Raw genomic sequence first — 26,067 nt, forward strand, 5'->3', positions numbered from 1 at the left:
GCTGCCTTTTTCATGCTTATTATCACTAGTTCGCTGTTACGCTAAAGGGGATGCAACTTTGGAATTATACTCTGTTGGCTTGATTAGTTCTAATATCCTAATTTTATAAAATTCATGGGGTTAACTCTTCAAAATTAAGGACATATGGACGATAAATCCAAATGGAGTGGTATATTTCCCACAAATTCCCACAAGCACAGCCATTCCATCATACTCATACATAAAGTGGGAAGATCGACGATGAAAGAGGTGTGAAGACAAAAGAGAGTGGAATTGAGCCGATTTATTCTTTCAGACAAACAGACAAGAAGGAGTGGAATTATGCAGCAATGGTTGAGCTCCAAACGTAAGGCCCGCATGATTTGGGCACATCTGATGATGGCGGTCCTCCTCACGGTGAGCAGTGTTCCCTGGTTTCCTGCATCAACGGCACAAGCCGCAGGGGAAGAGGACTACTTATTATCGTTACACAGACCCGTCTACAGTTCTTCAGCATTAGGCGGGAATACAGCAGATCTGGCGGTGGATGGCAGTGAGCATACCCGCTGGGAAAGCGAATGGCAGAAGGACCCACAGTGGATTTATGTGGATTTGGGGGCGAGTGCGGACATCTCCAGCATTTCTGTCCTGTGGGAGAATGCCTATGCTACGGAGTTTGCCTTCGAGGTGTCCGACGATGAGATGAACTGGACCCCTGTGTACGCTACTACGGAGGGCAAGGGTGGATTAACGGAGGTAGAGGTTTCCGAGGAAGGGCGATTCGTTCGTTTGTATAGTACAAAACGAGCACAGCAGGCCTACGGAATCTCGTTATTTGAATTCAACGTATATGGAACGGGAGGAGCAAACCAACCGCCCAAACCCGAGGCTGTGAACCTGGCACTCGGCAAGGAGGTTATTGCTTCTTCGCTGGAGATCGATGAGCCTAGCCGCTCGGAGGAAGACAAGGCCAAGATGGAAGAGCGTAATTACTTGGCCAGGAACGCTACCGATGGCAATCCCGATACCCGCTGGTCTTCCATTTACAAGGATAATGAATGGATCTATGTTGACCTGGGGGCCGTGAGCGAGATCGGCAGCGTCTCCTTGAGTTGGGAGACCGCCTTTGGCCGCGCCTATGACATTCAGGTGTCCGACGATGCTCAAAGCTGGACAACCGTGTACCGTGAGCTGAATGGGTCCGGTGGTCGGGATGAGATTCCCGTCTATGCCCAGGCACGTTATGTGAAGATGGCTGGACATGGACGAGGCTCTACCAACGGCTATTCGCTTTATGAGTTCGGCGTGTATGCCTATCGTGAAGGAGATGCCAAGCCAGTTCACGACATTCCGGCTATTCGTGACATAGCTACTGTGCAGGTTGGGGCGGGAAGCTATGAGATTAATGATGTCACGATGCTGTCACCGAAAAATCCAAAATACCGGACCTCTGAGGTTCAGGCTCCGATCCCGTCCAATGACTGGTGGCAATCTATCCTGATTGCTAATCTGGGTGATGGTAACAGCCTGGTGACGCTTCCTTTCAAGAACCGTTATACCCGTCAAGGATTAAATATTCTGAATCCGGGCGCCGGATACGCCTCGGCTGATGGTGGTTCCATTGATGCGGATGGTCCTCCGGATTTAATCTTGTCCACAAGCAATATGAATCCAGCCGAAGTGGTGACGAAGATTGCCGGTTACGGTGATTATTCCGCGACGGTAATCATGAGTGACGATGATACGGCGAAGATGAAGACCACGTTTGTCAAGGGTTCGCCCTTCTTGTACAACACCTTTGAACAACCTGACGCAGCAGTTCTGCAATCGGCGAACATTACAAGGTTGTTCGATGACAACAATCAGCCGATTCTGCTGAATGACGGTGACGTGCTCACGGCTGATCATATCGGTATTGAAGTCACCAACCGGGACAATGCGCCAACACCGCAAACGTTCGTGCGCAACTATGGCGTTTATGCCCCTGAGGGCACCTTGTTCATGAAGCTGGGTAATACAATCAAGATCAAGTTCGGGCAAGGTGGGGATTACTTGTCGCTGGCGACGCTGCCAGCGGCAGAGGAATTGTCCAACTATTATCGCCACGCCTATGCCTTCGTGACGGATACGACGGTTACCTATGATTATGACAAGTCACAATCTCTGGTTACGACGAGCTTCCGTTCAACGACAGAAGTGAAGCGTCCTGGATTTTCCGGGGACACCTTAATGGCATTGCTTCCTCATCAATGGAAAATCGCAACAACGCCGCTGACGGAACTGACTTATCCATCCATTCGCGGTGTGATGCGTGTCAGTGAAGGGAACTCTTTTACTACGCAAGACCGTTTCTACGGGATTATTCCACAGTTCGTGGAGCCGGATGATCCGACTTATTCCCGGGCACAACTGATGGGTTATCTGGATCAGCTTGATGCGGATATGGCGAATGGTCTGATGAGCGATGATCCTTATTGGCAAGGCAAGAAGCTACACCCGCTGGGGTTGGCTGCCTTGATTAGTGATCAACTGGGCGATACGGAGCGCAGAGATCGGTATTTGTCCTTCCTGAGAACGATTCTGACGGACTGGTACACCTATTCGCCGGATGAACGGTTCCATTCTTATTATTTCCATTACAACGATGTATGGGGATCGATCTTCCCTTATGGTAGTGGATTTGGTGTGAACACCGGGCTAACAGACCATCATTTCACTTATGGCTATTATGTCTTCGCGTCGGCAGTCCTTGCTACGTATGATGAGGAATTCCTGCGGGATTATGGAGACATGGTCGAGTTACTCATTCGTGATTATGCTAACCCTTCTAAGACGGACGATCTCTTCCCATGGCTGCGGAATTTCGATCCGTATGAAGGTCATTCCTGGGCAGGTGGTTATGCTGACAATCGCAGTGGTAACAACCAGGAAGCAGCAGGAGAGTCCTTGTTCAGTTGGGTTGGGCAGTATATGTGGGGCGAGGTCACAGGTAATGATGCCCACCGGGATACCGGTATTTGGGGATTTGTGACGGAAGAAAAAGCCGCCGAGCAATACTGGTTCAACTATGATCATGATAACTGGGTAGAAGGATATAACCACGCAACAGCAGGTATGGTGTTCGGCAGTGCTTATCTATACGGCACGTATTTCTCCGGAGATCCGGAGCATATTTATGGCATTCACTGGCTACCGCCAGCAGAATGGATGACTTATTATGGCCGTGATCCGCAAAAAACAAATGACCTCTATGCAGGTATGATTAAGGACCTTGGCGGTCAGCCAGAGCGTACTTGGCAGCATATCATCTGGCCATTCCAGTCGATTGGCAACCCGGAGGGTGCGCTGGCGAAGTGGGATACACGGAATATGCAGCAAAATGAAGTGTTCAATGCTTATTGGTTCATTCACAGCATGGTGTCCACAGGAACTCGTACGATGGATATCTGGGCGGACGACCCGGCCGTAACGGTCTACCAGAAGGACGGCATCTATACCGCGCAAATCTGGAATCCGTCCAACGAGCCGAAGACGGTGCATTTCTATAATGCTCAGGGAGCCTTGGGTTCTGCCACGGTGTATGCCAAAGCGCAAGTGAAGGTGAATCCGCTGGAAGACACCGTGCTGGAAGGTCCTGATCCGTCCCAGGGTGTTAGTTACCTGGACCGCAGCAATTGGACGATTACGGCTTCTTCCAGCTCAGAGCCAACTGAGCGTCTGATTGATGGTGATTTGGCCACGCGTTGGTCTTCGGGGCAACTGCAAGTGCCCGGAGATTGGCTGCACATTGATTTGGGCTCTGAGCAGGCCTTCGACACCTTGTTCATGAATTCAGGCACGAATTGGGGCGATTATGCCCATGGGTATGACGTGCTCGTGTCTAATGATAACGAGAACTGGCAAGAAGCGGCGGTTGGAGCTATTGGTACTTCCCCAAGCCTGGCGGTAGCGCTGGGAGAACAATCCGTCAGATACGTCAAGATTGTATTGACGGAACCGGCAGATAGCTGGTGGTCCATCTCCGAGCTGAAGCTGGCCAAATTTGGTGCAGGTGCCATTGAGCAACCTTTGCCACTTCCGGCGGACGGTTCGCTTGCTGATCGTTCCTCCTGGGTTGTGACGGCTTCCTCTACTTATGGAGGAGATGTAGCAGACAACATGCTTGATGGGGAGCAAGGCACGCTCTGGAGCAGCGGGCGTCCACAGGCCAGTGGTCAATGGATCAAGATTGATTTGGGAGCAGTCAGTGAGTTCGACCAGATCGTACTCGATCCCGGCTATTCGCGTGATGACTATCCCCGCGAGTATCGGTTGTACGTCTCTGAGGATGGTGAGAGTTGGGGCGAACCGGTCATCGGCGGTGAGGGCGAGTCTGGAGCCTTATCCATTACGTTCCCCCAGCAACGGGCACGTTATGTGAAGCTTGTGCAAATTGGTCAGGCTGATAAGTGGTGGTCAATCTCCGAGTTAGCCATTCATAATTACGGTATCGGCCGCCAGAAGCAGCTTCTTCCTGAGGGATGGTCGGTCGCTGCTTCTTCCGGTGAGGATGCAGCGGCCATGCTGGACGGCCGCGAGGATACACGCTGGACCTCAGGACGCGAGCAAGCTGGTGGCGAATGGATTGAACTGGATCTTGGCGCGGCGCAGCCGGTGGATCAAATCGTGCTGGACAGCGCGCATAGCCGTGATGATTACGGACGGGGCTATGAGGTGTATACTTCCCTGGATGGTGAAGCTTGGGGGAGCCCTGTGGCTTCCGGTCAGGCTGATGGTCCACAAGTTACCGCAGCTTTTCCGTTATCGCTTGCACGGTATATCAAGGTAGTACAAACAGGAAGTGATTCACACTGGTGGTCCATCGCCGAGGTGAAGCTGTATACAGCCGATCCTGAAGTATGGGTGCCTGCCCAAGACGAGATTTCCCTTCCTGATGAGCTTGATCGGACAAAGTGGACGGTTACAGCATCGACGTATGCTGATGTTGACGCGCTGCTAGACGATCAGGTGCATAGCCGCTGGACGACGTCCGAAGGACAGCGTCCGGGTCAATGGATTCAGCTTGACCTGGGGCAGCCGCAACGCTTCAGCAGTCTGATCATGGACTCCACGGGGAGTGAGAACGACTACGCCCGAGGATATCAGATCTATGTATCCCTGGATGGGGAACAGTGGGAGCTTATCCGTGATAACGAAGGAACGGCCTCATTGATTCAAGAGACCTTCCCACAGCAGCATGCCCGGTATGTCAAGATTGTCTTGACCAAGGATACGCCTGCATGGTGGTGGTCGGTTTCGGAATTAAGGTTGTACCGCTAGAGCTTAATTTAGGCACTTGAAGTCATCTCAAACAGCCTATGTCCGAAAAAGTTGGATATGGGCTGTTTGAACGTTTTATTTTCGGTTTATATAAAAGAGAGATTATAAGAAAAAGGACTGTGAATAAATTGTGTGAAAAAATACACAATTAATGTGAATTTAGTCACATGTATAGATTACACTTTTTTTTATAATCTAAACAAAGATATAAAAATTCAGGAGGGAAACAACATGAAAATGGTCAAAGGTTTAGTTGTAGCAGGTCTCGCAGCAGTTTTACTGGCAGGATGTGGTTCGAATGATGGCGCAGCCGGGGGCAATACAGGCGCAGCCGGAAACAACGCTGAGCAAACAGATGCTACAACAACGGCATCGATTGTCAATCAAGCCGATGCTTTTGTAAGTGCAGTAAGTGAGCAAGGAACTTGGATTATCGCGACGCTTAATGATTTGACGGTAGATCAGGATGTGGTCGTAGCTGGACAATTCCATGACAAAAACGATGAAACCAAGGATATTTACCGTAAAATAGCTCTGTACACGCAAGATGCTGACCACAATATCATCGATTCGTTTACACTGACCGTTCCTAAATTGACGGCCCAAAGTGAAAACTTGAAGATTCAAGGTGGTACAGTTAAAGGCGACGTTTACGTAGAAGCTAATGGCTTTAGCCTGGACAAAACAGCCACGATTGACGGCAACCTGTACTTTGCCAGCGAAGATGTGAAGGGAACAGCCGTAGTTGAAGGTACTGTTACCGGAGCAACTGAAGTTCAATAAGTTACGCTATTGCAGCTAAGAAGCAGACCAGCCTTACGGGTTGGTCTGCTTCTTTATTGTGCGCCGTTGTGAGGTAGAGGATGGCACGTTACAAGCCATTTTGTCATATGGTAAAAGGGAGCATCATGGAAATTTTGCGAAATAGGTTTACGTAAAGCCGGTTATTTGGTAATATTATCGCAATATAATTTGAACATGAAATGCATTGATGAGACAAGTAGGTAAATACAGCCTTTCCCAGAGAGCTCCGGTTGCTGAAAAGGAGCATAGCGCTTATTCACTGAATAAAGACTCTGAGCAGCACATCGGAACGGGAAGTTAGCGGGATGGTGTGACAGGAGCTCCTGTTACAGAGCTAGAGTATACGCGTATTTGGCCGAGGGCCGGAGAGGCTGTACTTGAAGAGGCTAGGATGGCGACATCTTAGCGAATCTGGGGTGGTACCGCGGGCATACCAATCTCGCCCCCAAGACGAAATCTGTCTTGGAGGTGGGATTTTTTTAATTTGACCACAACCTGACAGCGATCTCGCCAAAGGTACACATATAACCAACAGGGAAAGGACTGGAGCACGGATGGGAGAAAAGTTGAAAGTAGGTATTGTCGGAGGTACGGGAATGGTGGGGCAGCGGTTCGTTCAATTGCTGGACGGACACCCTTGGTTTGAGGTGACGAGCATTGCGGCTAGCGCAGGATCGGCAGGCAAGACATACGAAGAAGCGGTACAAGGACGCTGGAAGATGGCAGGAGCTATTCCTGCGGCTGTGAAGGACATCGTGGTTCAGGATGCCTCCAAGGTGGAAGAGGTTACGGCTGACATCGACTTTGTATTCTGTGCTGTGGACATGAAGAAGGCGGAAATTCAAGCGCTGGAAGAAGCTTATGCCAAGACCGGGACACCGGTAATCTCCAATAACTCAGCCCATCGTTGGACGCCAGATGTCCCGATGGTTATTCCGGAAATTAATCCGCAGCATATTGAGGTCATTGAAGCCCAACGGAAGCGTCTAGGCACCTCCACTGGATTCATCGCTGTCAAGCCGAACTGCTCGATTCAGAGCTATGTTCCGGCTCTGAATGCGCTCCTTCATTTTGAGCCAACCACCGTGGTCGCTTCGACGTACCAGGCGATCTCCGGGGCAGGCAAGAATTTTACCGATTGGCCAGATATGCTGGACAATGTTATTCCTTATATCGGCGGAGAAGAAGAGAAGAGCGAGCAGGAGCCGCTGCGCATTTGGGGCCATGTGGATGGCGGACAGATCGTGAAGGCTAGTGCGCCGCTCATAACGACACAGTGCATCCGGGTGCCGGTAACGGACGGCCACTTGGCAACCGTATTTGTCTCCTTCAAGAAGAAGCCATCGGAAGCGGAGATTATTGAGTGCTGGCGTCAATTTAAAGGCAGACCTCAGGAGCTTGCTTTGCCAAGCGCACCGCAGCAGTTCATTACTTATTTCGAAGAAGAGAACCGTCCGCAAACGAAGCTGGACCGTGATTTGGAGAAGGGAATGGGCGTATCGGTTGGCCGCTTGCGGACAGATTCCGTTTACGATTACAAGTTCGTGGGTCTGTCCCATAACACGCTGCGCGGAGCGGCTGGTGGTGCCGTACTGATTGCCGAATTATTGAAGGCCGAAGGATATATTCAAGCCAAGTAATAGGGGAGTGCAACATGGAGATAAGATTGGATGATTTAAGCGGTCCAGAAATTATAGCTTTTATCGGGGAGCATCTGACGAATATGTCCGCGACGTCTCCACCCGAGAGTGTTCATGCCTTGAATATTGAAGGGTTGAAGCAGCCGGGAGTAACGTTCTGGAGCCTTTGGCTGGAGGGGGAACTGGCTGGTTGTGGCGCCTTAAAGGAACTGGACTCGCAGCATGCTGAGGTGAAGTCCATGCGCACGGCCATTCCATACCGGGGCAAGGGAGTTGCCAAGCATATGCTGGAGCATCTTCTGGAGGAGGCAAAACGGCGTGGTTATCAGCAAGTCAGCCTGGAGACGGGATCGATGGAGGCATTTGTCCCGGCTCGTGGGCTGTACGAGGGCTTTGGCTTTCGCTACTGTGGACCGTTTGCCGATTATGAGGAAGACCCCAACAGTGTGTTCATGACCAAGCTGCTGTAATGCTGTATAGTTCGACAAAGAAAATGGCGGTGTAGGAGTAGATTCCTATACCGCCACTTTTGTTACATAAGTTAGATAATCACGGCTGTACCACTTACGGTAACCATCAGCATACCTTCGCGAATGACTTCATAATCGATGTCCACGCCGATAATAGCGTTGGCACGCAATTGGGAGGCCTCCTGACGCATTTCGGCAAAGGCAGTATCGCGAGCTTCCTGTAGCTTGTTCTCGTAAGCACCGGAGCGTCCTCCGACGATATCTGTGATGGAGGCCATGAAGTCGCGTACAACGTTGGCGCCCATGATGACCTCACCTGTTACGACGCCCAAATATTGCTGAACCGGCGAACCTTCAATAGTTGGTGTTGTTGTAATAATCATTGATTTTGCCCTCCTGGAAATGGAATAACTCACTGTAAGTTGATACGCGCGCCTGGAGGATTGGTTTCAGTGCTGCTCAAGTAAATAACTCAGACATGGAAATGTGTAACCCGTTAAATACCTGTGATGCTGCAAATGAACCTACAGTGTTTGCGTAGTAATACATATCGGCAATTTCCTTGTCCTGAAAGATATATACCGTCACCTGCTTCTTCATTGGGTCAACGATCCAATACTCTTGTACTCCGCAGGCCCGGTATAGATCAAGCTTCTGAATCACATCTCTGCTTCGCGTAGACGGGGACAGCACCTCCACAACCAGCGTAGGGGTCCCTTGGTATTTGCCATGTTCATCGACTTGGTCTTTGTCGCAAATCACGACGAGATCAGGCTGAACCACGCAAGTATTACCAGCCCTCTTCTCCAAGGTTACATCAAAGGGCGAGGTCAGCGGGGTGCAGGACTTACCTTTGAACCAGCCGTAGAATAAGCCGTGCAACTCGTGAACGGTATGCTGGTGCTGGAATGAAGGAGAAGCCAGATTATACAGGGTACCGTCAATCAATTCAAAGCGTTGATCTGATGCCTTGCTTAGTTCAAGGAACTCTTCATAGCTTACCCGGGCATAACTCGTTTCATAGGCTGACGCATTTTCTTTAAGCAAATTGTGCCCACCCTCTGGGAAGGAGCTTAGCGTAGCTACTGCTTTGCCGTTCTTGGTAATGATGATCTCCTCGCGGGCCTCTGCAAACTTCAAATACTTGCCAAAATTGTTCTGCATATCTGTCGAGGTTACATGCACTTCAAATCACCTCATTTTAGCTATTTATAGATATATATATTAGCTAAGATTAGAGGGAGAATCAAATGATTTAGCTAACTTGTGAGAATAGATTAAGACAACTTGCTTAGGTTCTTCACCTGCAGGCGCTTCTGCAACTTATCCCAATTGGGTGTCAGCACGCCAGCTTCCTTCTTCCATTTTTCGAACACATTAGCTAAGGCTGCAAGTTCGCTGAAGTTGCCATCGACAAAGCGGCTAATGGGAAGGATATGATACAGCTTGAAAAACATACGTAATAGTGTAGGGTGGTTACGAATGAACGCAGCTTGAGATGCGGGTACCAGGGGATAACCCAAAGTTTCCAGTACGTGGAATCCCTCACCCATGGCTGCGACGACCTCCCTTAGCAGCTTGTCGTCCCGTGCCACTTTATTCATCTGATAGTCGTGAAGTACAGGCGCGTAGTTCATGGCCAAGATTAGTATCACATGATTCTTGAGCCAAGCATCCATATCATCCAGGTAAGTCAACTTGTAGCGGGCCGAGGCAAAGGCACGTTCCAACTCCGTTTTGAAGGGAATAGGTCCATCCAGCCCGCCGAGAACCATTTGGCCTCCGGTCCGAACAGCGACCATCCGCTCGGGATCCCGTCGTCCGGCGGACAGCTGGAAGCCGAAGGCAACCTGTTTCGGTGTCTCGCTATGCTTCTCCAGGAACTGCTGCATCTCCCAAGCATCGGTGTTGTTACCGATCATGACGATATGACGGCTTCGATTAGCCGCAAGAATAGGCAGGACACTGGGGAAATCGTTATATTTCATCACGACAAAAATCAAATCGTAAACCTCTTCGGCATCCAGCGTGCGAATGACTCGAATAGGGTCTTTTGTCGTTTTAAGCTGGAAATAATGACGGATGACCAGGCCATCCTTCTCCAATTGGTCCGCACGGGAGCCGCGTGCTAGTACAGATACCTCGTTACCTCCTTGAATTAACGCATGAGCCAGATAGCTCCCCAACACCCCTGCACCATAAATCAATACTTTCATCTCTATTGTTCATCCTCTCTAAATTAATTAACAAATGTTGATTAATCAACGATTATTGAATAAAATGAGCTTATCACCGTGTGAGAGGGGCTTCAATAGCCAATTCAATACGTTTTGTTGAGAAATCAACAGTTCGCTTTATTTTGTTCATTAACGAATTATAGGAGGACATATGGATCGAAGAATATTAAAATCGCGGCAAGCCATTATGGAGGCTTTCATCGAACTGCTGTCAGAGAAGAACCTGGAGAAGATAACAATTAATGATATCGCCGAGCGGGCAAATGTGAACCGGGGGACGATTTATTTGCATTTTACCGATAAGTACGATTTACAAGAGCAGTGCATCAACACCTATCTCCAGCAGCTACAAGACAGTTGCCTGGTCGATGGCGAGGTTACGGAGCTACAGATGCAAGACATACTGCTACGTTCCTTCGAGTTCCTGGAAGCGAACGTCACTATTTATAACACGTTGATTACGGGAAGTGGGATTCCTGTGTTCAGGGAGAGCATGATGAAGATGGTGGGGGAAGGTGTGAAGGATTATCTGGAAAAGTGCAGGCTTGACCTGCAATTGAGCCTGGAAGTAGAGGTACAGTTTATTACGTCGGCTGTGGTCGGGTTGATGGAATGGTGGGTGAAGGAAGGGATTCCTTATCCTCCGCTGGCGATGGTTGAGCAACTGCAACAGTTGTTGATGCGCCATTTCCGATTGTCGGATGTCGTGAAGTTGGGAGCGACCAAGCACAGATAGGATAAAAAAAATAGCCGATCCCTTGTGAGACTTGGAATCGGCTGTTTTGAGCAAAGAGATCAGCTTGAACGTTACTTGTTACTCTTGTGTCTCTTCAAGGTGACGGTAGGTTTTCGCTAGCAAAGCGATATCTTCAGCCAGGCGCTCAATTCGGAACTTCACGTCGTCGTTGACGATCTGTTTGCGGAAGAAGTCTTGCTCTTCGACAAAGACGTAAGACTGAACGATACGGGCCTTCAAGTAGGTCAGAATTGGTTTGAGCTGCTGTTCAGGGACAAGGTAATGGCGAGCCGAGCCTGCGGTGGCTATAATACCGACTACTTTGCCTTGTAGCGCATTTTGCGGCAGCAGATCGAAGATATTCTTCAGCGTTCCGGGAATGGAGGCTTGAAAGATCGGGGTACCGATCACTAGAATATCGGCATCCATGATGGTCTTGGTCACGGTTCCCGTATCGCCTTCATAATCCAGATAGTTGCGTCCGTCACTAAATTGAACGTCATATTCGCCTAAATCAAGCAGGGTCGTCTCGATGTCGGGATATTTCTCCCGCAGGATGTTTAGCGTGTGCTCAACGGCGGTTTTGGTTTTGGAACCCACGATGGTTCCTGATAATCCAACAGCTAACATAGGTTATTCCTCCCTTGGGGTTGAGGCTTCAAATTTCAGGCTTTGGCTGTATATTTGCGAATGGCTGGCAGAATTTCCGTGCCAATCAGTTCAAGGTTGCGTTGCAGCTTGTCAAAGGGCATGCCGCCAAAATCAATTTGGGCAATGTAGCGCTGATGGCCAAATAGCTCGTGCTGATACAATATTTTCTCGATAATCTGCTGCGGGCTGCCGACGTTCATAATGTGATGAGGGTCGCCGCCTTGCATGAATAGCTGCTTGTAGAAGCCCTGTCCGTTGGTCTTCTTCATTCCTTCGTTGATATGAGGGTACAGATCCTCCAGCGCTTGCTGTGAGGTGTCTGCGGCATAGAAGAATCCAGCGGTAGCAATCGGCAATTCGTCAGGGTTATGACCAGCTTGGCGGGCTGCTTGCCGATAGGCATCCACGGTTTGCTTGAACGCTGAAGCAGGTCCACCCAGATGGGCCATGTACATAGGCACTCCGGCATAGCCGGCTTTAATGGCACTGGCTGGTCCACCGCCTACAGCTCGCCAGATGGGCAGAGAGCCGTCCTGCGGACGAGGCAACACTTTAGCGTTGCGGAGCGGAGCGCGATATTCGCCTTCCCAGTTCAAGACAGGGTGTTCGTTAATTTGGAGTAGCAGGTCGAATTTCTCTTCAAACAACTCTTCGTAGTCACGCACGTTGTAGCCCAGCAAGTCGAACAGCCCTACTCTGGACGCTCGTCCGGCTACAAGCTCGGCCCGGCCACCGGAGATCAGATCGATGGTGGCGAAATCCTCATACACTCGTACGGGGTCAGACGTGCTGATAATGGTTGCCGAGCTACCAAGTTTGATGGTACGGGTAGCTTGAGCGATGGCAGCGAGCACGACAGTATGGGCCTGTGTCGCAAAATAATCCTGATGGCTCTCACCGATGCTGAAGAAGTCCAGCCCGGCCTGTTCGGCCAGCTTTGCGTACTCAATAATTTGCTTAATACGTTCCTGGGCAGAAATACGTTCACCTGTGTTAGGGTCAGGGAGATGATCCCCAAGAGTGTAGATGCCAAATTCCAGTCCTTTGCTTGGATCAAGACGATATTTATTCATAGGTCGCTTCACCTCTGATGGATTTGTAATGAATGTTGAATCATGAGTTTTCATGCCTTTATTATAGCCCTGTCACCTACTTTTAGTAAGTACGCACTTAAAAGTGGTATAGTTACTTATAGGTAACCTAGGCAGCGAACATAAACAGCATGATAGGCTATGAAACCATAAAGCCATAAGTCATAAAAATGAATGGAAGGGAGTGTTACCAGGTCATGCAGAAACATCCCGGATTTTGCCGCGTAGATAATGCCTTGGAGATCTTGGTCGGAAAATGGAAGCCCATCATTTTGCTGTACCTGCTTCAGGAGGGAACCAAACGGTTCAGCGAATTAAAGCGTCATTTACCGGAGATTTCGCAGAAAATGCTGACGCAAAATCTGCGTGAATTGGAGGCCGAGGAAATCATCGAACGGATCGTTTACCCCGAGGTGCCTCCAAGAGTTGAGTATTCGATGACGGAATATGGTCGCAGTCTGGAGCCGATTCTGGACGCGATGCACAATTGGGGCACCAGACATGTGCAGCGCAAGTCACAGAAAGAGCAAGAGCAAGGAGCCGAGGGGCAAGCACCGCAAATTCATGCGGCTGAATAACCATGTGCCCCGGCTGGAGAGGGGAAGCAAATGTTGAACAAGCAAGATAGTGATATTGACGAGGCACCGCCACATAGAGAACTGGATAAGAGTAGGGCCAAGCGGCTGGGGGATTATTTGAAATCGCGCCGCTCGCGCCTGAAGCCTGAGCAGGCGGGCTTGACCAAGACGCGTGGAATCCGGCGGACACCGGGTCTGCGACGTGAGGAAGTGGCCATTCTGGCAGGCGTTAGCGCTACCTACTATGCCTGGCTGGAGCAGGGGCGGGAGGTATCTGTCTCCCGTGAAGTGATCGAGAGTATTGGCCGGGCGCTGCAGTTGACGGAGGATGAATACAAGCACCTGCTTGAGCTATGGAATGGCAACGAGCCCGAGGCTGTGCTATCCATTACCAGAGAGGTGCAGCCGAAGTGGAAGGAGATCGTGAACGGGATTGCTTATCCCGCCTTCATAAGCAACGATCGCACGGAGCTATTGATCTGGAATCAAGCGCTGGAAGACCTTTTGGGCAATGCTTCAAACCTGATCAAAAATGTGGAGCATCCCTTGAATATGTTGGCCTTGCAGTTCACGGAACCCGAAATGCGTAGCCGCTTAATCAACTGGGAGGCTATGGCAGCACACGCCGTAGGTATCTTCCGCACGGCCTATGATAAATACGCCCATGACCCGTGGTTTGCCAAATTTGTAAATGAATTATCCGAACGAAGCGAGGAGTTCGCGAATTTGTGGAAACAGCACCGAGTGGAGGCCAAGAGAGTCACTCGAGTGATTTACCAAGCTCCTGGCTGGCTGCAAGCCCGTGCTTATGACATCAATTCATTAGCGTTTACGACAGATCATCCTGATCTGCACATGTGCATCTTTTTCCCTGTGGTCGAGTAGAGAATTAGAATCTTGGATCTGTGCCTGTTACTGCGATTACTAGCATAAACGTCATGTGGCTGGCTCCTGAACTGCGGTCTAGAATGGGATTATGCAAGACCATCTCTATAAGCTGCGGAAAGAGGGGAACGAACATGGCAAATAAGATAGCCACACGTAAATTAGGTAATCAAGGGCTTGAGGTGTCAGCCCTGGGACTTGGCACGATGATGATGCCTGACAACGAGGAGTCGGTCCGCACAATACGGGGTGCGTTGGAGCTTGGCGTAACGATGTTTGATACAGCGGACATTTATGGTGAGGAAGTCGCCAAAGGTAAATTTGGCGGTAATGAACGGTTGGTCGGCCGCGCCTTGAAGGGACTTCGGGATCAAGCGGTTATCGCCACTAAATTCGGCATTGTACCGCCAGACATGAGTAATTTGGGTCACCCTGCCTATGTTAAAAAGTCGGTGGATGCCAGCTTGCTGCATCTTGGCGTGGATCACATTGATCTCTATTATCAGCATCGTATTGATGTGAATATACCGATTGAGGACACTGTAGGAGCGCTGGCTGATCTGGTTCAGGACGGAAAAATTCGTTATATTGGCTTGTCGGAGGCGACGCCTGAGCAAATTCGCCGCGCTCATGCTGTCCACCCGCTGACCGCCGTGGAAACGGAGTTCTCCCTATGGAGCCGGGAGGTCGAAGATGAGGTACTGCCTGTGCTAAAGGAGCTTGGCATCGGCTTCGTACCCTACAGCCCGCTGGGCCGCGGATTCCTTACCGGACAAATCAAGACCTTCGAGGATTTGCCTGCGGATGATTACCGGCGATATTATCCCCGCTTCCAGGGTGAGAATTTTGCTAAAAACCTGGAGGTGGTATCGCTGATTGAAAGCTTAGCCTCCCGTAAGGGTTGCACGGCATCCCAATTAGCGCTCGCCTGGTTGTTGGCCCAAGGTGAACAAGTCGTTCCGATTCCCGGCACGAAGCGACTGGAACGGGTGGCTGAGAACATCGGCGCACTGAGCGTCACTCTTTCTGAGGAGGAATTGCTGGAGATTGAGCGCATCTCACCGAAGGGTGTTGCTGCGGGTGCTCGTTATCCAGACTTTTTAGAGATGCTAGAATAGGGATTACAGAATAGAGAATAGCCTCTGCCGCTTTGCTGCGGTAAGGGGCTTTTTTCGTGTGATCTGGTCAAGCAAATCTATCAAAACTGGGTGCTTTATCGACAATAAGAGGGATAAATTCTTCTTTTTCGATCATTTCTATGATAATTATGAAAAATATAGCAGGAGTATTGGCGAATTATGTAAAATATATCAAATGCGGGATGAATTATCTTTGAAAAAGGAGGTTCGCCGACAGATTCATATCATTTTATTGCTTTCTAGTAAGAGATATCATCTTAAACTGCGGGGAGGAATAAACCGTGATTCAAGCAAATCTTTTGCGCAAATCTAGCAAGTGGTTGCTGGCGTTGGCTCTTATTGTTCCGTTATTCTCGTTCTCTTCATGGGTAGACAGCAAGTCGGTGGGAGCGGCCGGAGACCATAAGCTGATCGGTTATTGGCATAATTTCGATAACGGGTCCAGTACGATTCGGCTACGTGATGTGTCACCGGACTACGATGTGATTCAGGTGGCTTTTGCCGAGCCGGTCGGGGGACCTACAACAGGAAATATGGCTTTTCAACCTTATAACGCATCTGTGAGTGAGTTCCAGGCGGATGTGCGGCAATTGCAAGGACAAGGGAAAAAGGTGCTCATCTCGATTGGGGGAGCTAACGGTACTGTAGATTTGGCTAATGCACAGGCCCGGCAAAATTTTGTCAGCACGATGAAGAGTATCATTGATACTTACGGCTTCGATGGTCTGGATATCGATTTGGAGGGAAGCTCGCTCTCTCTGAATGGCGGAGATGTGGACTTCAAAAGCCCAACAACTCCAAAAATCGTTAACCTAATCTCGGGGGTACGAGCAATTATCGACAGCTACGGCTCAGACTTTATGCTGACCATGGCACCCGAGACGGCGTATGTGCAAGGTGGCTATGTGGCCTACGGTGGTCCTTGGGGCGCCTATCTGCCAGTCATTTATGCGTTGCGCAACGACCTGGATTACCTGCATGTGCAGCATTACAATTCCGGGCCGATGACAGGGCTTGACGGCAGATCCTACTCCCAGGGAACAGCAGATTTCCAAGTGGCGATGGCGGAAATGCTGCTGCAAGGCTTCAACGTGGGCGGCAATGCTAACTATCCGTTCCCGGCGCTTCGTCCGGAGCAATTGCTCATTGGCCTTCCGTCTACGCCATCCGCGGCAGGCGGGGGATATACAACGGCCGACAACGTGCATAAGGCGCTGAATTATCTCATGAAGGGACAGTCTTTTGGCGGAAGCTATACTTTGCGTAACCCGCAAGGCTATCCGGGCTTTAAAGGCATCATGACCTGGTCAATCAACTGGGATAAGGCGGCTAACTATGAGTTCTCCCGTGCACATCGTGCTTTTCTGGACGGCTTTGGTCCCGGACCCGATCCTGACCCCGATCCAGTGGACACGTCACCACCAACTGCACCAACTCAGCTTCGTGTAACGGCGGCTACCTCAGATAGTCTTACGCTGGCATGGAATGCTTCTACAGATAATGTGGGCGTTGCCGGTTATAGAATTGCCTATGATGCAGGTAGCGTGAATGTTGGCGGCACGACAGCGACCGTCAGCGGTCTGTCGCCCGAGACGACCTACACGTTCACTGTGACGGCCAGAGATGCGGCGGGTAATATATCTACGGCTGTGTCTGTGCAAGGGACAACAACGGCGACGGGTGATGGCCCCGGGGAACCGGGACAAGCCCAGCCATGGGAGGCCTATGTAGCTTACAGCGTCAATCAAGAAGTAAGTTATAACGGCAATGTCTACCGCTGTATTCAGGCGCACACCTCTCTGCCAGGCTGGGAACCGGCTAACGTACCGGCCTTATGGCAGTTGCAGTAATCAGGTATGGAGAACACCGCATGGGCTAAAGGCCTGTGCGGTGTTTTTTTTGAGAGGGCTGGTAGTGGTGGGCATGCTCGTGCTCGGTGACTGTATGGCTGAATGAGAGTTGGAATGATGAATAGGGGATGGAACTCGGTTTAACTATTGGAGTTGGCGAATCGATAGAGTTTAGCCGGTAAAGATTATCTGGCTGAGTTTATTGAGTTAATATGGAAATCCTCATGCTAATAGGCTGGAAAGGTGCTCATACAACGACTTAACTGGAAAACCTCCCTATAAATCTGTCCAGTTTGGCGAAAATGAGAGGTTTGAGCACAATTAGCTGGAGCTTTTCCATATAATCACCAGAAATGCGGGAATTTAAGAAAATTAACATGAGGAAATCCCTATAAGCTACATTAGAGCTTATTGGAATTAACTCTAGTCAGGCTGGTCTAATCAAACTGGATCTAATCAACTGGAACTAATCAAGCTTAACCCCGAACATGCAGCACGGCTTTACCCGAGAAGGTGCGATCCATCAGCCGTTGAGCGACGGTACCCACTTCCGTCCAAGGGGCTTGTACGGCGATTGTTGGAGTCAAGCGTTTGTCTGCTACCAAGCGGGCGAGCATAGCCAAATCCGGTGCAGCAGGGGTACGGGTTAGTTCTTCACCGAGAAAGAAACCATAGAGTGTGCGCCCACCGCGCGTGACAAGGTTCATCATGTCCAGTGTCGCCGTGGGCGATGAGGAGAACCCTACAGCTACGCAGATGCCTTGCGGGGCAAGATGGGGCAACAGCGCCGCTAGCATCTCGCCGCCCACGGAGTCGATGATCAAGTCGTAGGGACCGAGTTGGCTGGCCTTTGCCCCGACGGCGGGTGAGGCCCCTACGAGCACTTCATCTGCCCCCGCAGCTCGTACGAGCTGTGCCTTCGCCTCGGTGCTGGCTATTCCGACATTGAAGGCCCCGGATAGAGCGGAGAGTTGATGCGCGAAGAGGCCGACACCTCCCGTCGAGCCGGTGATGAGCACGCGTTTGCCGAGCAGCAGTCCTCCCTTACGGAGGGCGTTAAGCGCCGTCAGGCCGGAGACGGGCAGGGTAGCTGCTTCAGCGAATCCGACTTCGTCCGGAATTTCGGCAAGCATCGAGACTGGTGCGGCAATCTGCTCGCTCCAGGCACCCAGCGGCAGTAGTCCGACTACCCGAGCTCCGGCCGGAGGGCCATCGCCGGTCTTGGCCGGCTGAGTGACGATTCCGGCAAAATCCCAGCCCAGGCGGGAGGAAGCGCCCTGGTCGATGGCATCTTTTACCTCTCCCCGATTGAGGGAGACCGCATGTACTTCTACCAGAGCCTCCCATGGTTGGGCTAAAGGAGGTTCAACCTCCTTAATGGTTAAATAGGATGGAAAATCAGGGTCGCTGACTATAGCTCGTATGTGATCTTTTGACATTTCTAAATCTCTCCTTTGGGTAGGTTTGACCGTAGTTTTCAATCAAGAGTATACTTAAGGCGGTTTATTCAACCAAGAGTAGAACTACACTTCATTAGTGTCACCCGATGGACTATTGTGAACCGGTGTCTGACAAGTGCAAATGAGGTTTTAACCCAATAGATTATGTGCTAACGCTAATTTATCTGGAAAGGAGGATTTTAAATGCCAGCAGACGAGACTATCTTAGTGCAGGCCCTTGCCGAAATTGAACGACTGCGTATGCATCGCCAGCAGGAAAGGGTCCACCATCGCTATGCGGCCTGGAAGAGGTTTACACAGCAGGAGTTGAACGATGAGGTGTATCCAACCTACAAAAACCTGCTCGTTGGCCGTTCTCGCCGCGTGCCGGATCGTCAAGCGATGCTGAATATCGCGGAATATCTGGAGTGTAGCTCCAGTGAACGCAACGATCTATTGTTGGCAACCGGGTATTTGCCGGTTCAGACAGCGTTGTCTCCAGCTAAGCTGGAGCAGGCAGTTGAACAAGCGCGGCATACGATGATGGCCTTGCCTTATCCCGCCATGATTGTTACTCATACCGAGGATATCCGGGGATATAACGAATATTGTCGCCAATTGTTTCATTTTCCGCAGCGTGCTGTTGATGGGTCCTGGATGAATCGAGTAGATCTGCATTTCAATCCAGACTTGCCCGTCCGTACTCGTTCTACATTTGATCAAGCTTCTCTGGAGCAGTGGGAAGCTCATGCTGTTCGGGGGATTCGGGCGTTCAAGCAGAAGCATATGCTGTCCCGGCACGATGGCTGGTATCAAGACGTGGTGAAGCGCTTTGGACAATACGATTTGGCTGGTGGTCATCTGGAGCAAGCGGCGGCTTGCGAAGATGATTCGCTAGAGCTAACCCAGACCATTCTGGCTAAAAGTGAGCGTACGGGGGAATGGACTTCGATTCAGTTTAAGCAGTTCTCTATCTCTACTGGAGGACAGATGCATCCACAAATTCAGGTGTTCCTGCCCGTGGATAAAGCGGCGCATCAGATTTTTGAAGAATTAGGTTGTTCTGTGAATTGCGGGCTGGTAGAGGGGCTGTAAAAAGAAATTATATGTCATCAAGTAAACTATAGCTGGCTATGCGGCAAAAAGACCACCAGGCATTAAGCCTGTGTGGTCTTGATTAGGTTGTACCTATCCGTTACTTCTTCTATTTGTGGGGTTAAAGCTTAATCTCCTGGCCCCTACCTTAAGTGTGCTCATGGCTGCTTTGCTCCGATAGGCTCTAACGGCGGTGTATGCTGATATTGTGGCAATTCCCGCTGAATCGGGGCTGCCCAGCTCACTGCATTGGAGATAATTTGTCCTATTTCGGGATGATGATAGGTAGGATACGTTTCATGACCTGGGCGGAAGTAGAAGATTTTGCCCGCACCGCGATAATAACAACACCCGCTCCGGAAGACTTCTCCCCCCTCAAACCAGCTTAAGAACACAAGCTCATCAGGTTCAGGGATATCAAAGTGTTCACCGTACATTTCCTCATGGGGCAACTCAACGAATTCGCCAACGCCTGTGGCGATGGGATGGCCGGGGGTGACGACCCAGAGCCGTTCTTTCTCTCCCGCATTGCGCCATTTGAGGTTGCAGGTCGTTCCCATCAGTTTCCGGAAGATTTTGGAATGATGGCCAGAGTGGAGGACGATTAGTCCCATGCCCTGTAGCACCCGTTGCTGTTCGCGATCCACAACATAATTCTCAACCTCCCCGTGGGCCGCATGACCCCACCAGATGAGGACGTCCGTCTGCTCCAACACGTCCACGGTTAGGCCATGTTCCGGTTCATCTAACGTAGCGAAGCGAATGAACCTTCCATCTTGAACTTGATCAGTAAGTAAGGCAGCTATGGCTCCATGTATGCCTTGCGGGTAGATGGAGGCCACGGCAGGGTTATGCTGCTCATGGCGATTTTCATTCCATATGGTCACGCGAAGTTGGCGGTCCATGTTCATCCCCCTCTAAGTAAAATACTGAATTAAGATAAATGTTAAATAGCAGCAAAGGCTCTTACCTCAAGTCCGGGAGTTGCCATACTTGCAGTAGCCCAGCGTCCTCGTCGCCTCGGATGCCAGCTATGGCAATATGACTAGCCGCTTTGGGCGACCGGGAGATGGAGGTAACCCGAATGTCGGGGGCAATTGGAAGCGGGAGTAGAGAGGTTAAGCCCTGGCTTCCGAAGAATGCTGTGCCTTGAATGGCCAGAGCAAAGGCTCCTTGGCCTAAATAGACCAGTCTGACGGGGCCGGAATGAGAGTCAATGTGGCTTGCGGCAAGCATCATCCTATACTTTGGCAGGCCTAGTTCCTGCTTCTGTGCATCAAGCTCAATAAAGTATTGACCATCCCCCAGAAGTAAGGTAACTGTACCGTCTTGCCAGGCATCGAAGGCAACTACGCCTTGCTTAACAGGTACGAACTCGCCCTTGGACTCATGGCGAAGATATAGCGTGCCTGAGCTTGCCAACGCCCATACTTGTTCGCCCATAGTGATCAACTGCTGACAGGGTTCATGAGGCAAGCGGGTCACTGCATGAAGTTGAATCTTGGCTAATGTATCTATTTCAATTGATGGCTTAGCTTCATTAGAGGACGCAGAAGTGGGAAGATTGGAACCCTCCAGAGTCTGGGTGTCCATTGTGTTAGCTTCCCATAGCCAGCCATCCGCTGCTACAAGAAGAAGGTCCCCATCCTGCGTAGCGTTAACAGCGTTGACCCGGCAAATCGCTTCAACGCGGTGTTCAAAGGTATAGGCCACTTGAGGCCAGGCACCATCCTCAAAGCGGACAAACCGCCACGGATCGCTCACTGAAGAGTAGCCAATTCGGTTGTCCCAGGACATCCAGACCTGGGTGTCTGTAACAGCAAGGCCGGATAACGGTGGACCGATGTGCAGCGTACCGAGAACAGCTCTGGAGGTGGGCTCAGTCTCCCATGAGAAGCCATCCTCCGTTGCAACGATGTAACGTCCCGGCTGAGCGGGAACCAGACCGAAGGGGAGGGAAGGAGTCTCTCCGACATAGGTATCTGCGATAAGACTGGTGGCGACAGACTCCTGTCCCAGAACTGGAGCAGCGACCATAGAATCAGCGGTATTCTCCTGATCGGCTTGGCCCATAAGTTCACGGGGAGGCCGTTCCCAGGTGAAGGCACCTTCGTCGGTTATTTGGCGATGGATGTGATCCAGCGTGCGGACCTGTAGTCCGGTCTCATCGAGCTCAATTACGCGCGATTGACGCTTGCCATCCCGGGTGCAGGAGCTATGAACACCAGTCAGGAAGAAGTGGGTCCCCTGCACGACTTGATGAGAATTGGGATACCCTTGGCTAAGGTGATAGTGGGCGGAGAACCACAGAATAATTTCGGGAAAGCGGTGAACAAGCTCCAGCCAGCGATAGGAGTCATGATTCTGATCCAGATATGCGTTGGTGGATCGGACATGGACACGGGGAACGGTGCGCAGACCGCTGCCGATGGGCGGGGCATGGGTGAAGAACAATACCGGCACACCGGGACGTTCTTCCAATTTGGCGACCAGGTCATCAAACTGACGGTCCGTAGCGTAGCATTCCTGTACGTCGTAGCAGTCGTCCGCAGGCTGCGGCTCGGTTGAGGCGAAGAACAGCCGCCACTCCGGGAATTCAAGCACGCCGTAAGGCTCGGGTAAAGCGAAAATATCCAGAAACGCTTGCTGCATCGTTCCATGCGTCTGCTGGCCACCGGACTCCCGTTCCAAATCGTGGTTGCCCATGATCGGGCGTAGGGGCGCTCCAGTCTTCTTTAGATAGCTATGTGCTTCCATAAGGCCATCGGGTCGTCCAATTCGTCCATTCCGGCCGAAGTCGCCCAGCGGGATCACCAAGTCGGGGTCAACCCGAGCAATATCCTCCATGGCGCTCTCGGTCAGTTCTAGCTGCGTAGCATCAATATGGAAGTCGCCTAAGATTACGATTCTCAACGAGTAAACCTCCTGTAAAGGTGACAAAGTGGCAAAGTTTTTTGAAAAAATATCAGCCCTTCATACCCGTCAGGGCAATGCCCTGTACGAAATATTTCTGTCCGATGAAGAAGAGGATGACCGTGGGCAGCATGGCCACGCAGGCAACGGCCATCAGATAGTTCCACTGGACTTCGAATTGTCCGTTAAAAAAGTTCATGCCCAGCGCAATTGTAAACAGTTCTTGTTTGTTAAGATAGATCAGTGGTTGCAAAAAGTCGTTCCAAGCCGCGTCGAATTGAAAAATGGCTACAGTGATCAGGACGGGCACCGTCACGGGTAACACCACATGCCACAGAATACTGAAGACCCCGGCACCATCAATCTTGGCCGCTTCTTCCGTGTCGGGAGGCACGGTCAGGAAGAATTGCCGCAGCAAGAAGACATAAAAGGCATTGCCCAGAAAGGTCGGCACTGTCAGAGGTAAGAAGGAATTTACCCAGCCGATCTGTGTAAACAGAAAGAACTTCGGAATCATGACGACGGTCCAGGGGATCATCATCGTGGAGATCATGATCATGAATAACGCAGTCCGTCCGGGAGCGCGATAACGGGCAAAGCCGTAAGCCGCAACCGTGCAGGATAGCAGGGTCCCGCATACGCTTAGAATGGTTACTAACGCTGTATTGCCGAACCATAGGCCGAAAGGAAGCTTGGTGAAGGCTTTGACATAGTTGTCCACTTGCAGTGGAAGCGGCAGCCAGACCGGTGGCCAGGCGTAAAGCTGAATATCGCTCTTAAAGGAGGTGGACACCATCCAGACGAAAGGAAAGAGCATGGCGACCGAGCCGATTCCGAGCAACAGATATAGCAGAATACTGAGTAAAGGTTGTTTTTTCAGCATTATTTCTTCTCACCTCCGTAATAAACCCAACGCCCGGATGTGGAGAACACAATTAAAGTGAGGACCAGGATAATAATGAATAACAGCCAGGCCAAAGCCGAGGCGTAGCCCATCTCAAATTTGCTAAAGGCATAGTCGTAGAGATGGAAGTTGAAGAAGCGGGTGGAGTTGAGCGGTCCGCCTTTGGTCATCACGTAAGCCTCTCCGAACTTCTGCAACGCCCCAATGACACCCGTGATCAAGTTGAAGAAGATGGTAGGCGTTAGCAGCGGGAGCGTAATATACACAAATCTCTTCCAAGAGCCTGCTCCGTCTAACATAGCCGACTCATATAGGGAATCAGGGATTCCTTTTAGTCCGGCGAGCCAGATCATCGTTCCACCGCCAACGGACCACAGACTCATAAAGATCAGGGAGGGCAGTGCCCAATCGGGATCAAATATCCAGCCAGGGCCTTGAATGCCGAATAAGCCTAGCAGTGAATTCAACAATCCCAACTCAGGATTGAAGACGAAAATCCACATGACCATAACTGCCACGCCGTTAATTTGAGAAGGTAAATAGTAGATAGTACGGAATAGCCGTGTCCCGGGCAGGGATACGTTGAGTAACAGTGCTAGTGCCAGGCCAACAACAAGATTTAGCGGCACGGATAACACGGCAAAGCCAAACGTAATGGATAAGGACTTCCAGAACAGCGGGTCCTTACTTAAGGCAAAGATGTAGTTGCTAAGGCCAATCCACTCCGGGGGAGTGAGCATATTCCATTCTGTGAAGCTGAAATAAAGGGAGGCGAGCATCGGGCCCGCATCCAGAGCGATCAAATGAATCAGCCAAGGGGATATGAGCATGTAAAAAATCCAGGCTTCCTTGCGTCTTAACAATGATTTGGGTTTGCGCACTGCGTTCTTTGACCTCCTTGCAGAGCAATTATGCTTTTCTCGACAGTGCCGCTTCATGATGGGTAGCGGGCGAAGCGGAAGCTTACCGATTCGCCCGCACCGCATCCATTACTTGTTCTTCGCTGCATCTGCGGCAGCAGCCGCTTCATCCAAGGCCTGCTTCACGTCAGTCTCCGATAGCAGGATCTTTTCCAGCGCTTCCGTGAAAGCAGGCTTGCCGGTCTTCGGATAATCCGGGTCCAGTGTATCCGGCATGATCTTGTTGTTCGGAATATCATCGGTGAATGATTTGTAGTTAACATCGGTGGCCTGGCCTTTCTCTTCGGCTACTGGCTTGTAGGCCACAAAGCCGAAATCGCCAAATATCTCTGAGCCGCCCCGGCTGGTCATATATTTGATAACATCCCAGGCTGCTTCTTTGTTAGGAGATTTCTCGTAGATTGACCAACCGCCGTAGAATACGAAGTTATTGGCTCCATTAGGACCTACAGGAAGGGGAACCGTACCGAACTCAAGCTGCGGGTCCTTCAAATAGTCCTCGATCGGCCAGCGGCCGTTCAATTCCATGGCAACCTTGCCCGCGGCGAACATGTCGATTCCCTTAAACGCATCGGTATCTGTAGACCCCGGTGTAATCTGATCCTTATGATAGGCATCGCTATACCATTGCATTGCCTTGATCATGCCTGGGCTGTTCATATAACCCTCGTATTTGCTACCGTCCGGGCTGACGACACCATCGCTATAAGCCAACACTAGCGGTTGAACACGACGTTGGTTCGCACCCGGAAGCTTAAGTCCCCATTGCACAACCTTATCGTCTTCACGTTTAGTCAGCTTTTTTGCGGTCTCGTACATTTCTTCCCAGGTCCAGCCTGGTTGCGGATAGGGCAGATTCGCTTCATCGAACAGCTTCTTGTTGTAGATAATCGCCATATTGGTCCAATCCTTAGGCATGGCATACAGCTTGCCTTGATATTGGCCATACTTCACGATGTCCTCATAGAATTCATTAAGGTCCAGACCGTTATCTCCTTCAATAAAAGGAGTCATATCGGCCAGCCCGCCGTTCTTCCCGAAGATCGGTACCTGCGTGTCGCCTACAGTGATAATGTCAGGTGCGTCACCGATGGCAAACTGGGCAATGAGCTTGTCATCATAGTTCTGTGGAACTGACTCGAAGGAGATTTCAACATTGGGATGCTCCTTCATGTAGCTGTCCAGCACGGATTTTTGCATTTCATAGCTATCGGCCGTGGACCAGGTAGTCATGCGCAGCTTGATCTTATCCGTACTGCCGCTTTCTGTAGCGGCCTGACTGTTACTCGCTGGGACAGAGTTATCAGGGGCAGCGCTATTATTCTGCTGAGCGCATCCGGTCAGGGCGATAACACCGATGAGCAGGGCAGGGATCCATTTGCGTAAAAAGGGGGCTTTCATGTGTTGATTTCACCGC

At 50.7% G+C, this 26,067-nt stretch carries 21 protein-coding genes and 1 other annotated feature; of the genes, 10 read left to right on the plus strand and 11 right to left on the minus strand.

What is annotated here, in order from left to right; all coding sequences use genetic code 11:
- Positions 1-321: 321 nt before the first annotated feature.
- From BN3279_RS18245 to BN3279_RS18260, 4 genes are all read left to right on the plus strand, one after another.
- Positions 322-5,298 carry a discoidin domain-containing protein gene (locus tag BN3279_RS18245; protein WP_059052735.1) on the plus strand — a complete coding sequence of 1,659 codons (4,977 nt, stop codon included), beginning with the start codon at positions 322-324 and terminating at the stop codon, positions 5,296-5,298.
- Positions 5,299-5,535: 237 nt separating this feature from the next.
- Positions 5,536-6,081: a polymer-forming cytoskeletal protein gene (locus tag BN3279_RS18250; protein WP_232436882.1), complete on the plus strand. Its 546-nt coding sequence runs from the start codon at positions 5,536-5,538 to the stop codon at positions 6,079-6,081.
- 196 nt (positions 6,082-6,277) lie between these two features.
- Positions 6,278-6,552 (plus strand) — a binding site (T-box leader).
- Between the two features lie 104 nt (positions 6,553-6,656).
- On the plus strand, positions 6,657-7,742 hold the full coding sequence (gene asd / locus BN3279_RS18255) for an aspartate-semialdehyde dehydrogenase (protein WP_082673123.1): 1,086 nt from the start codon (positions 6,657-6,659) through the stop codon (positions 7,740-7,742).
- Positions 7,743-7,756: 14 nt separating this feature from the next.
- The gene (locus BN3279_RS18260; protein ID WP_059052742.1) at positions 7,757-8,212 is read left to right on the plus strand and encodes a GNAT family N-acetyltransferase; all 456 of its coding nucleotides are present in this window, start codon (positions 7,757-7,759) and stop codon (positions 8,210-8,212) included.
- 71 nt (positions 8,213-8,283) lie between these two features.
- On the opposite strand, the gene BN3279_RS18265 is transcribed toward BN3279_RS18260, so the two are convergent.
- The 3 genes from BN3279_RS18265 to BN3279_RS18275 all read right to left on the minus strand — a co-directional run bounded on the left by BN3279_RS18265 (position 8,284) and on the right by BN3279_RS18275 (position 10,428).
- Entirely contained in the window at positions 8,284-8,595 is a 312-nt protein-coding gene (locus tag BN3279_RS18265; RefSeq protein ID WP_059052744.1) for a YbjQ family protein, read from the minus strand.
- 76 nt (positions 8,596-8,671) lie between these two features.
- On the minus strand, positions 8,672-9,397 hold the full coding sequence (locus BN3279_RS18270) for a type II toxin-antitoxin system Phd/YefM family antitoxin (protein WP_059052746.1): 726 nt from the start codon (positions 9,395-9,397) through the stop codon (positions 8,672-8,674).
- Between the two features lie 92 nt (positions 9,398-9,489).
- Positions 9,490-10,428 (minus strand): ketopantoate reductase family protein, encoded by a 939-nt coding sequence (locus tag BN3279_RS18275; RefSeq protein ID WP_059052748.1) that lies wholly within the window; start codon positions 10,426-10,428, stop codon positions 9,490-9,492.
- Between the two features lie 172 nt (positions 10,429-10,600).
- Between BN3279_RS18275 and BN3279_RS18280 the strand changes: the two genes are divergently transcribed.
- The gene (locus tag BN3279_RS18280; protein ID WP_059052750.1) at positions 10,601-11,185 is read left to right on the plus strand and encodes a TetR/AcrR family transcriptional regulator; all 585 of its coding nucleotides are present in this window, start codon (positions 10,601-10,603) and stop codon (positions 11,183-11,185) included.
- Positions 11,186-11,263: 78 nt separating this feature from the next.
- Here the strand turns inward: BN3279_RS18280 and BN3279_RS18285 are convergent, their stop codons facing one another.
- Positions 11,264-11,815 (minus strand): NADPH-dependent FMN reductase, encoded by a 552-nt coding sequence (locus BN3279_RS18285; protein ID WP_059052752.1) that lies wholly within the window; start codon positions 11,813-11,815, stop codon positions 11,264-11,266.
- Positions 11,816-11,850: 35 nt separating this feature from the next.
- Positions 11,851-12,909: an LLM class flavin-dependent oxidoreductase gene (locus BN3279_RS18290; RefSeq protein WP_059052753.1), complete on the minus strand. Its 1,059-nt coding sequence runs from the start codon at positions 12,907-12,909 to the stop codon at positions 11,851-11,853.
- 215 nt (positions 12,910-13,124) lie between these two features.
- On the opposite strand from BN3279_RS18290, the gene BN3279_RS18295 reads away from it, so the two are divergent.
- From BN3279_RS18295 to BN3279_RS18310, 4 genes are all read left to right on the plus strand, one after another.
- Positions 13,125-13,505: a winged helix-turn-helix transcriptional regulator gene (locus BN3279_RS18295; RefSeq protein WP_059052755.1), complete on the plus strand. Its 381-nt coding sequence runs from the start codon at positions 13,125-13,127 to the stop codon at positions 13,503-13,505.
- A 33-nt stretch (positions 13,506-13,538) separates the two neighbouring features.
- Positions 13,539-14,390 carry a helix-turn-helix transcriptional regulator gene (locus BN3279_RS18300; RefSeq protein WP_222860893.1) on the plus strand — a complete coding sequence of 284 codons (852 nt, stop codon included), beginning with the start codon at positions 13,539-13,541 and terminating at the stop codon, positions 14,388-14,390.
- A 146-nt stretch (positions 14,391-14,536) separates the two neighbouring features.
- Positions 14,537-15,508, plus strand: a complete 972-nt coding sequence (locus BN3279_RS18305; protein ID WP_059054535.1) for an aldo/keto reductase — start codon at positions 14,537-14,539, stop codon at positions 15,506-15,508.
- Positions 15,509-15,810: 302 nt separating this feature from the next.
- Positions 15,811-17,379, plus strand: a complete 1,569-nt coding sequence (locus BN3279_RS18310) for a carbohydrate-binding protein (protein WP_059052758.1) — start codon at positions 15,811-15,813, stop codon at positions 17,377-17,379.
- A gap of 476 nt (positions 17,380-17,855) precedes the next feature.
- On the opposite strand, the gene BN3279_RS18315 is transcribed toward BN3279_RS18310, so the two are convergent.
- Entirely contained in the window at positions 17,856-18,818 is a 963-nt protein-coding gene (locus tag BN3279_RS18315) for a zinc-binding dehydrogenase (protein WP_059052760.1), read from the minus strand.
- A gap of 204 nt (positions 18,819-19,022) precedes the next feature.
- Between BN3279_RS18315 and BN3279_RS18320 the strand changes: the two genes are divergently transcribed.
- Entirely contained in the window at positions 19,023-19,913 is an 891-nt protein-coding gene (locus BN3279_RS18320; RefSeq protein ID WP_059052762.1) for a hypothetical protein, read from the plus strand.
- 158 nt (positions 19,914-20,071) lie between these two features.
- On the opposite strand, the gene BN3279_RS18325 is transcribed toward BN3279_RS18320, so the two are convergent.
- The 5 genes from BN3279_RS18325 to BN3279_RS18345 form a co-directional block, all read right to left on the minus strand.
- On the minus strand, positions 20,072-20,818 hold the full coding sequence (locus tag BN3279_RS18325; RefSeq protein WP_059052764.1) for a ThuA domain-containing protein: 747 nt from the start codon (positions 20,816-20,818) through the stop codon (positions 20,072-20,074).
- 61 nt (positions 20,819-20,879) lie between these two features.
- A complete protein-coding gene (locus BN3279_RS18330) occupies positions 20,880-22,826 on the minus strand; it encodes a metallophosphoesterase family protein (protein ID WP_059052766.1) in 1,947 nt (648 codons plus the stop codon).
- 52 nt (positions 22,827-22,878) lie between these two features.
- Positions 22,879-23,709, minus strand: a complete 831-nt coding sequence (locus BN3279_RS18335; RefSeq protein WP_059052768.1) for a carbohydrate ABC transporter permease — start codon at positions 23,707-23,709, stop codon at positions 22,879-22,881.
- The gene (locus BN3279_RS18340) at positions 23,709-24,611 is read right to left on the minus strand and encodes a carbohydrate ABC transporter permease (RefSeq protein ID WP_232436884.1); all 903 of its coding nucleotides are present in this window, start codon (positions 24,609-24,611) and stop codon (positions 23,709-23,711) included. The genes BN3279_RS18335 and BN3279_RS18340 overlap by 1 nt, the downstream gene beginning before the upstream one ends.
- 108 nt (positions 24,612-24,719) lie before the next feature.
- On the minus strand, positions 24,720-26,051 hold the full coding sequence (locus BN3279_RS18345) for an ABC transporter substrate-binding protein (RefSeq protein WP_059052770.1): 1,332 nt from the start codon (positions 26,049-26,051) through the stop codon (positions 24,720-24,722).
- Positions 26,052-26,067 lie beyond the last annotated feature (16 nt).

Origin of the sequence: Paenibacillus senegalimassiliensis (genome assembly GCF_001486585.1) — a bacterium.
Lineage (GTDB): Bacteria > Bacillota > Bacilli > Paenibacillales > Paenibacillaceae > Fontibacillus > Fontibacillus senegalimassiliensis.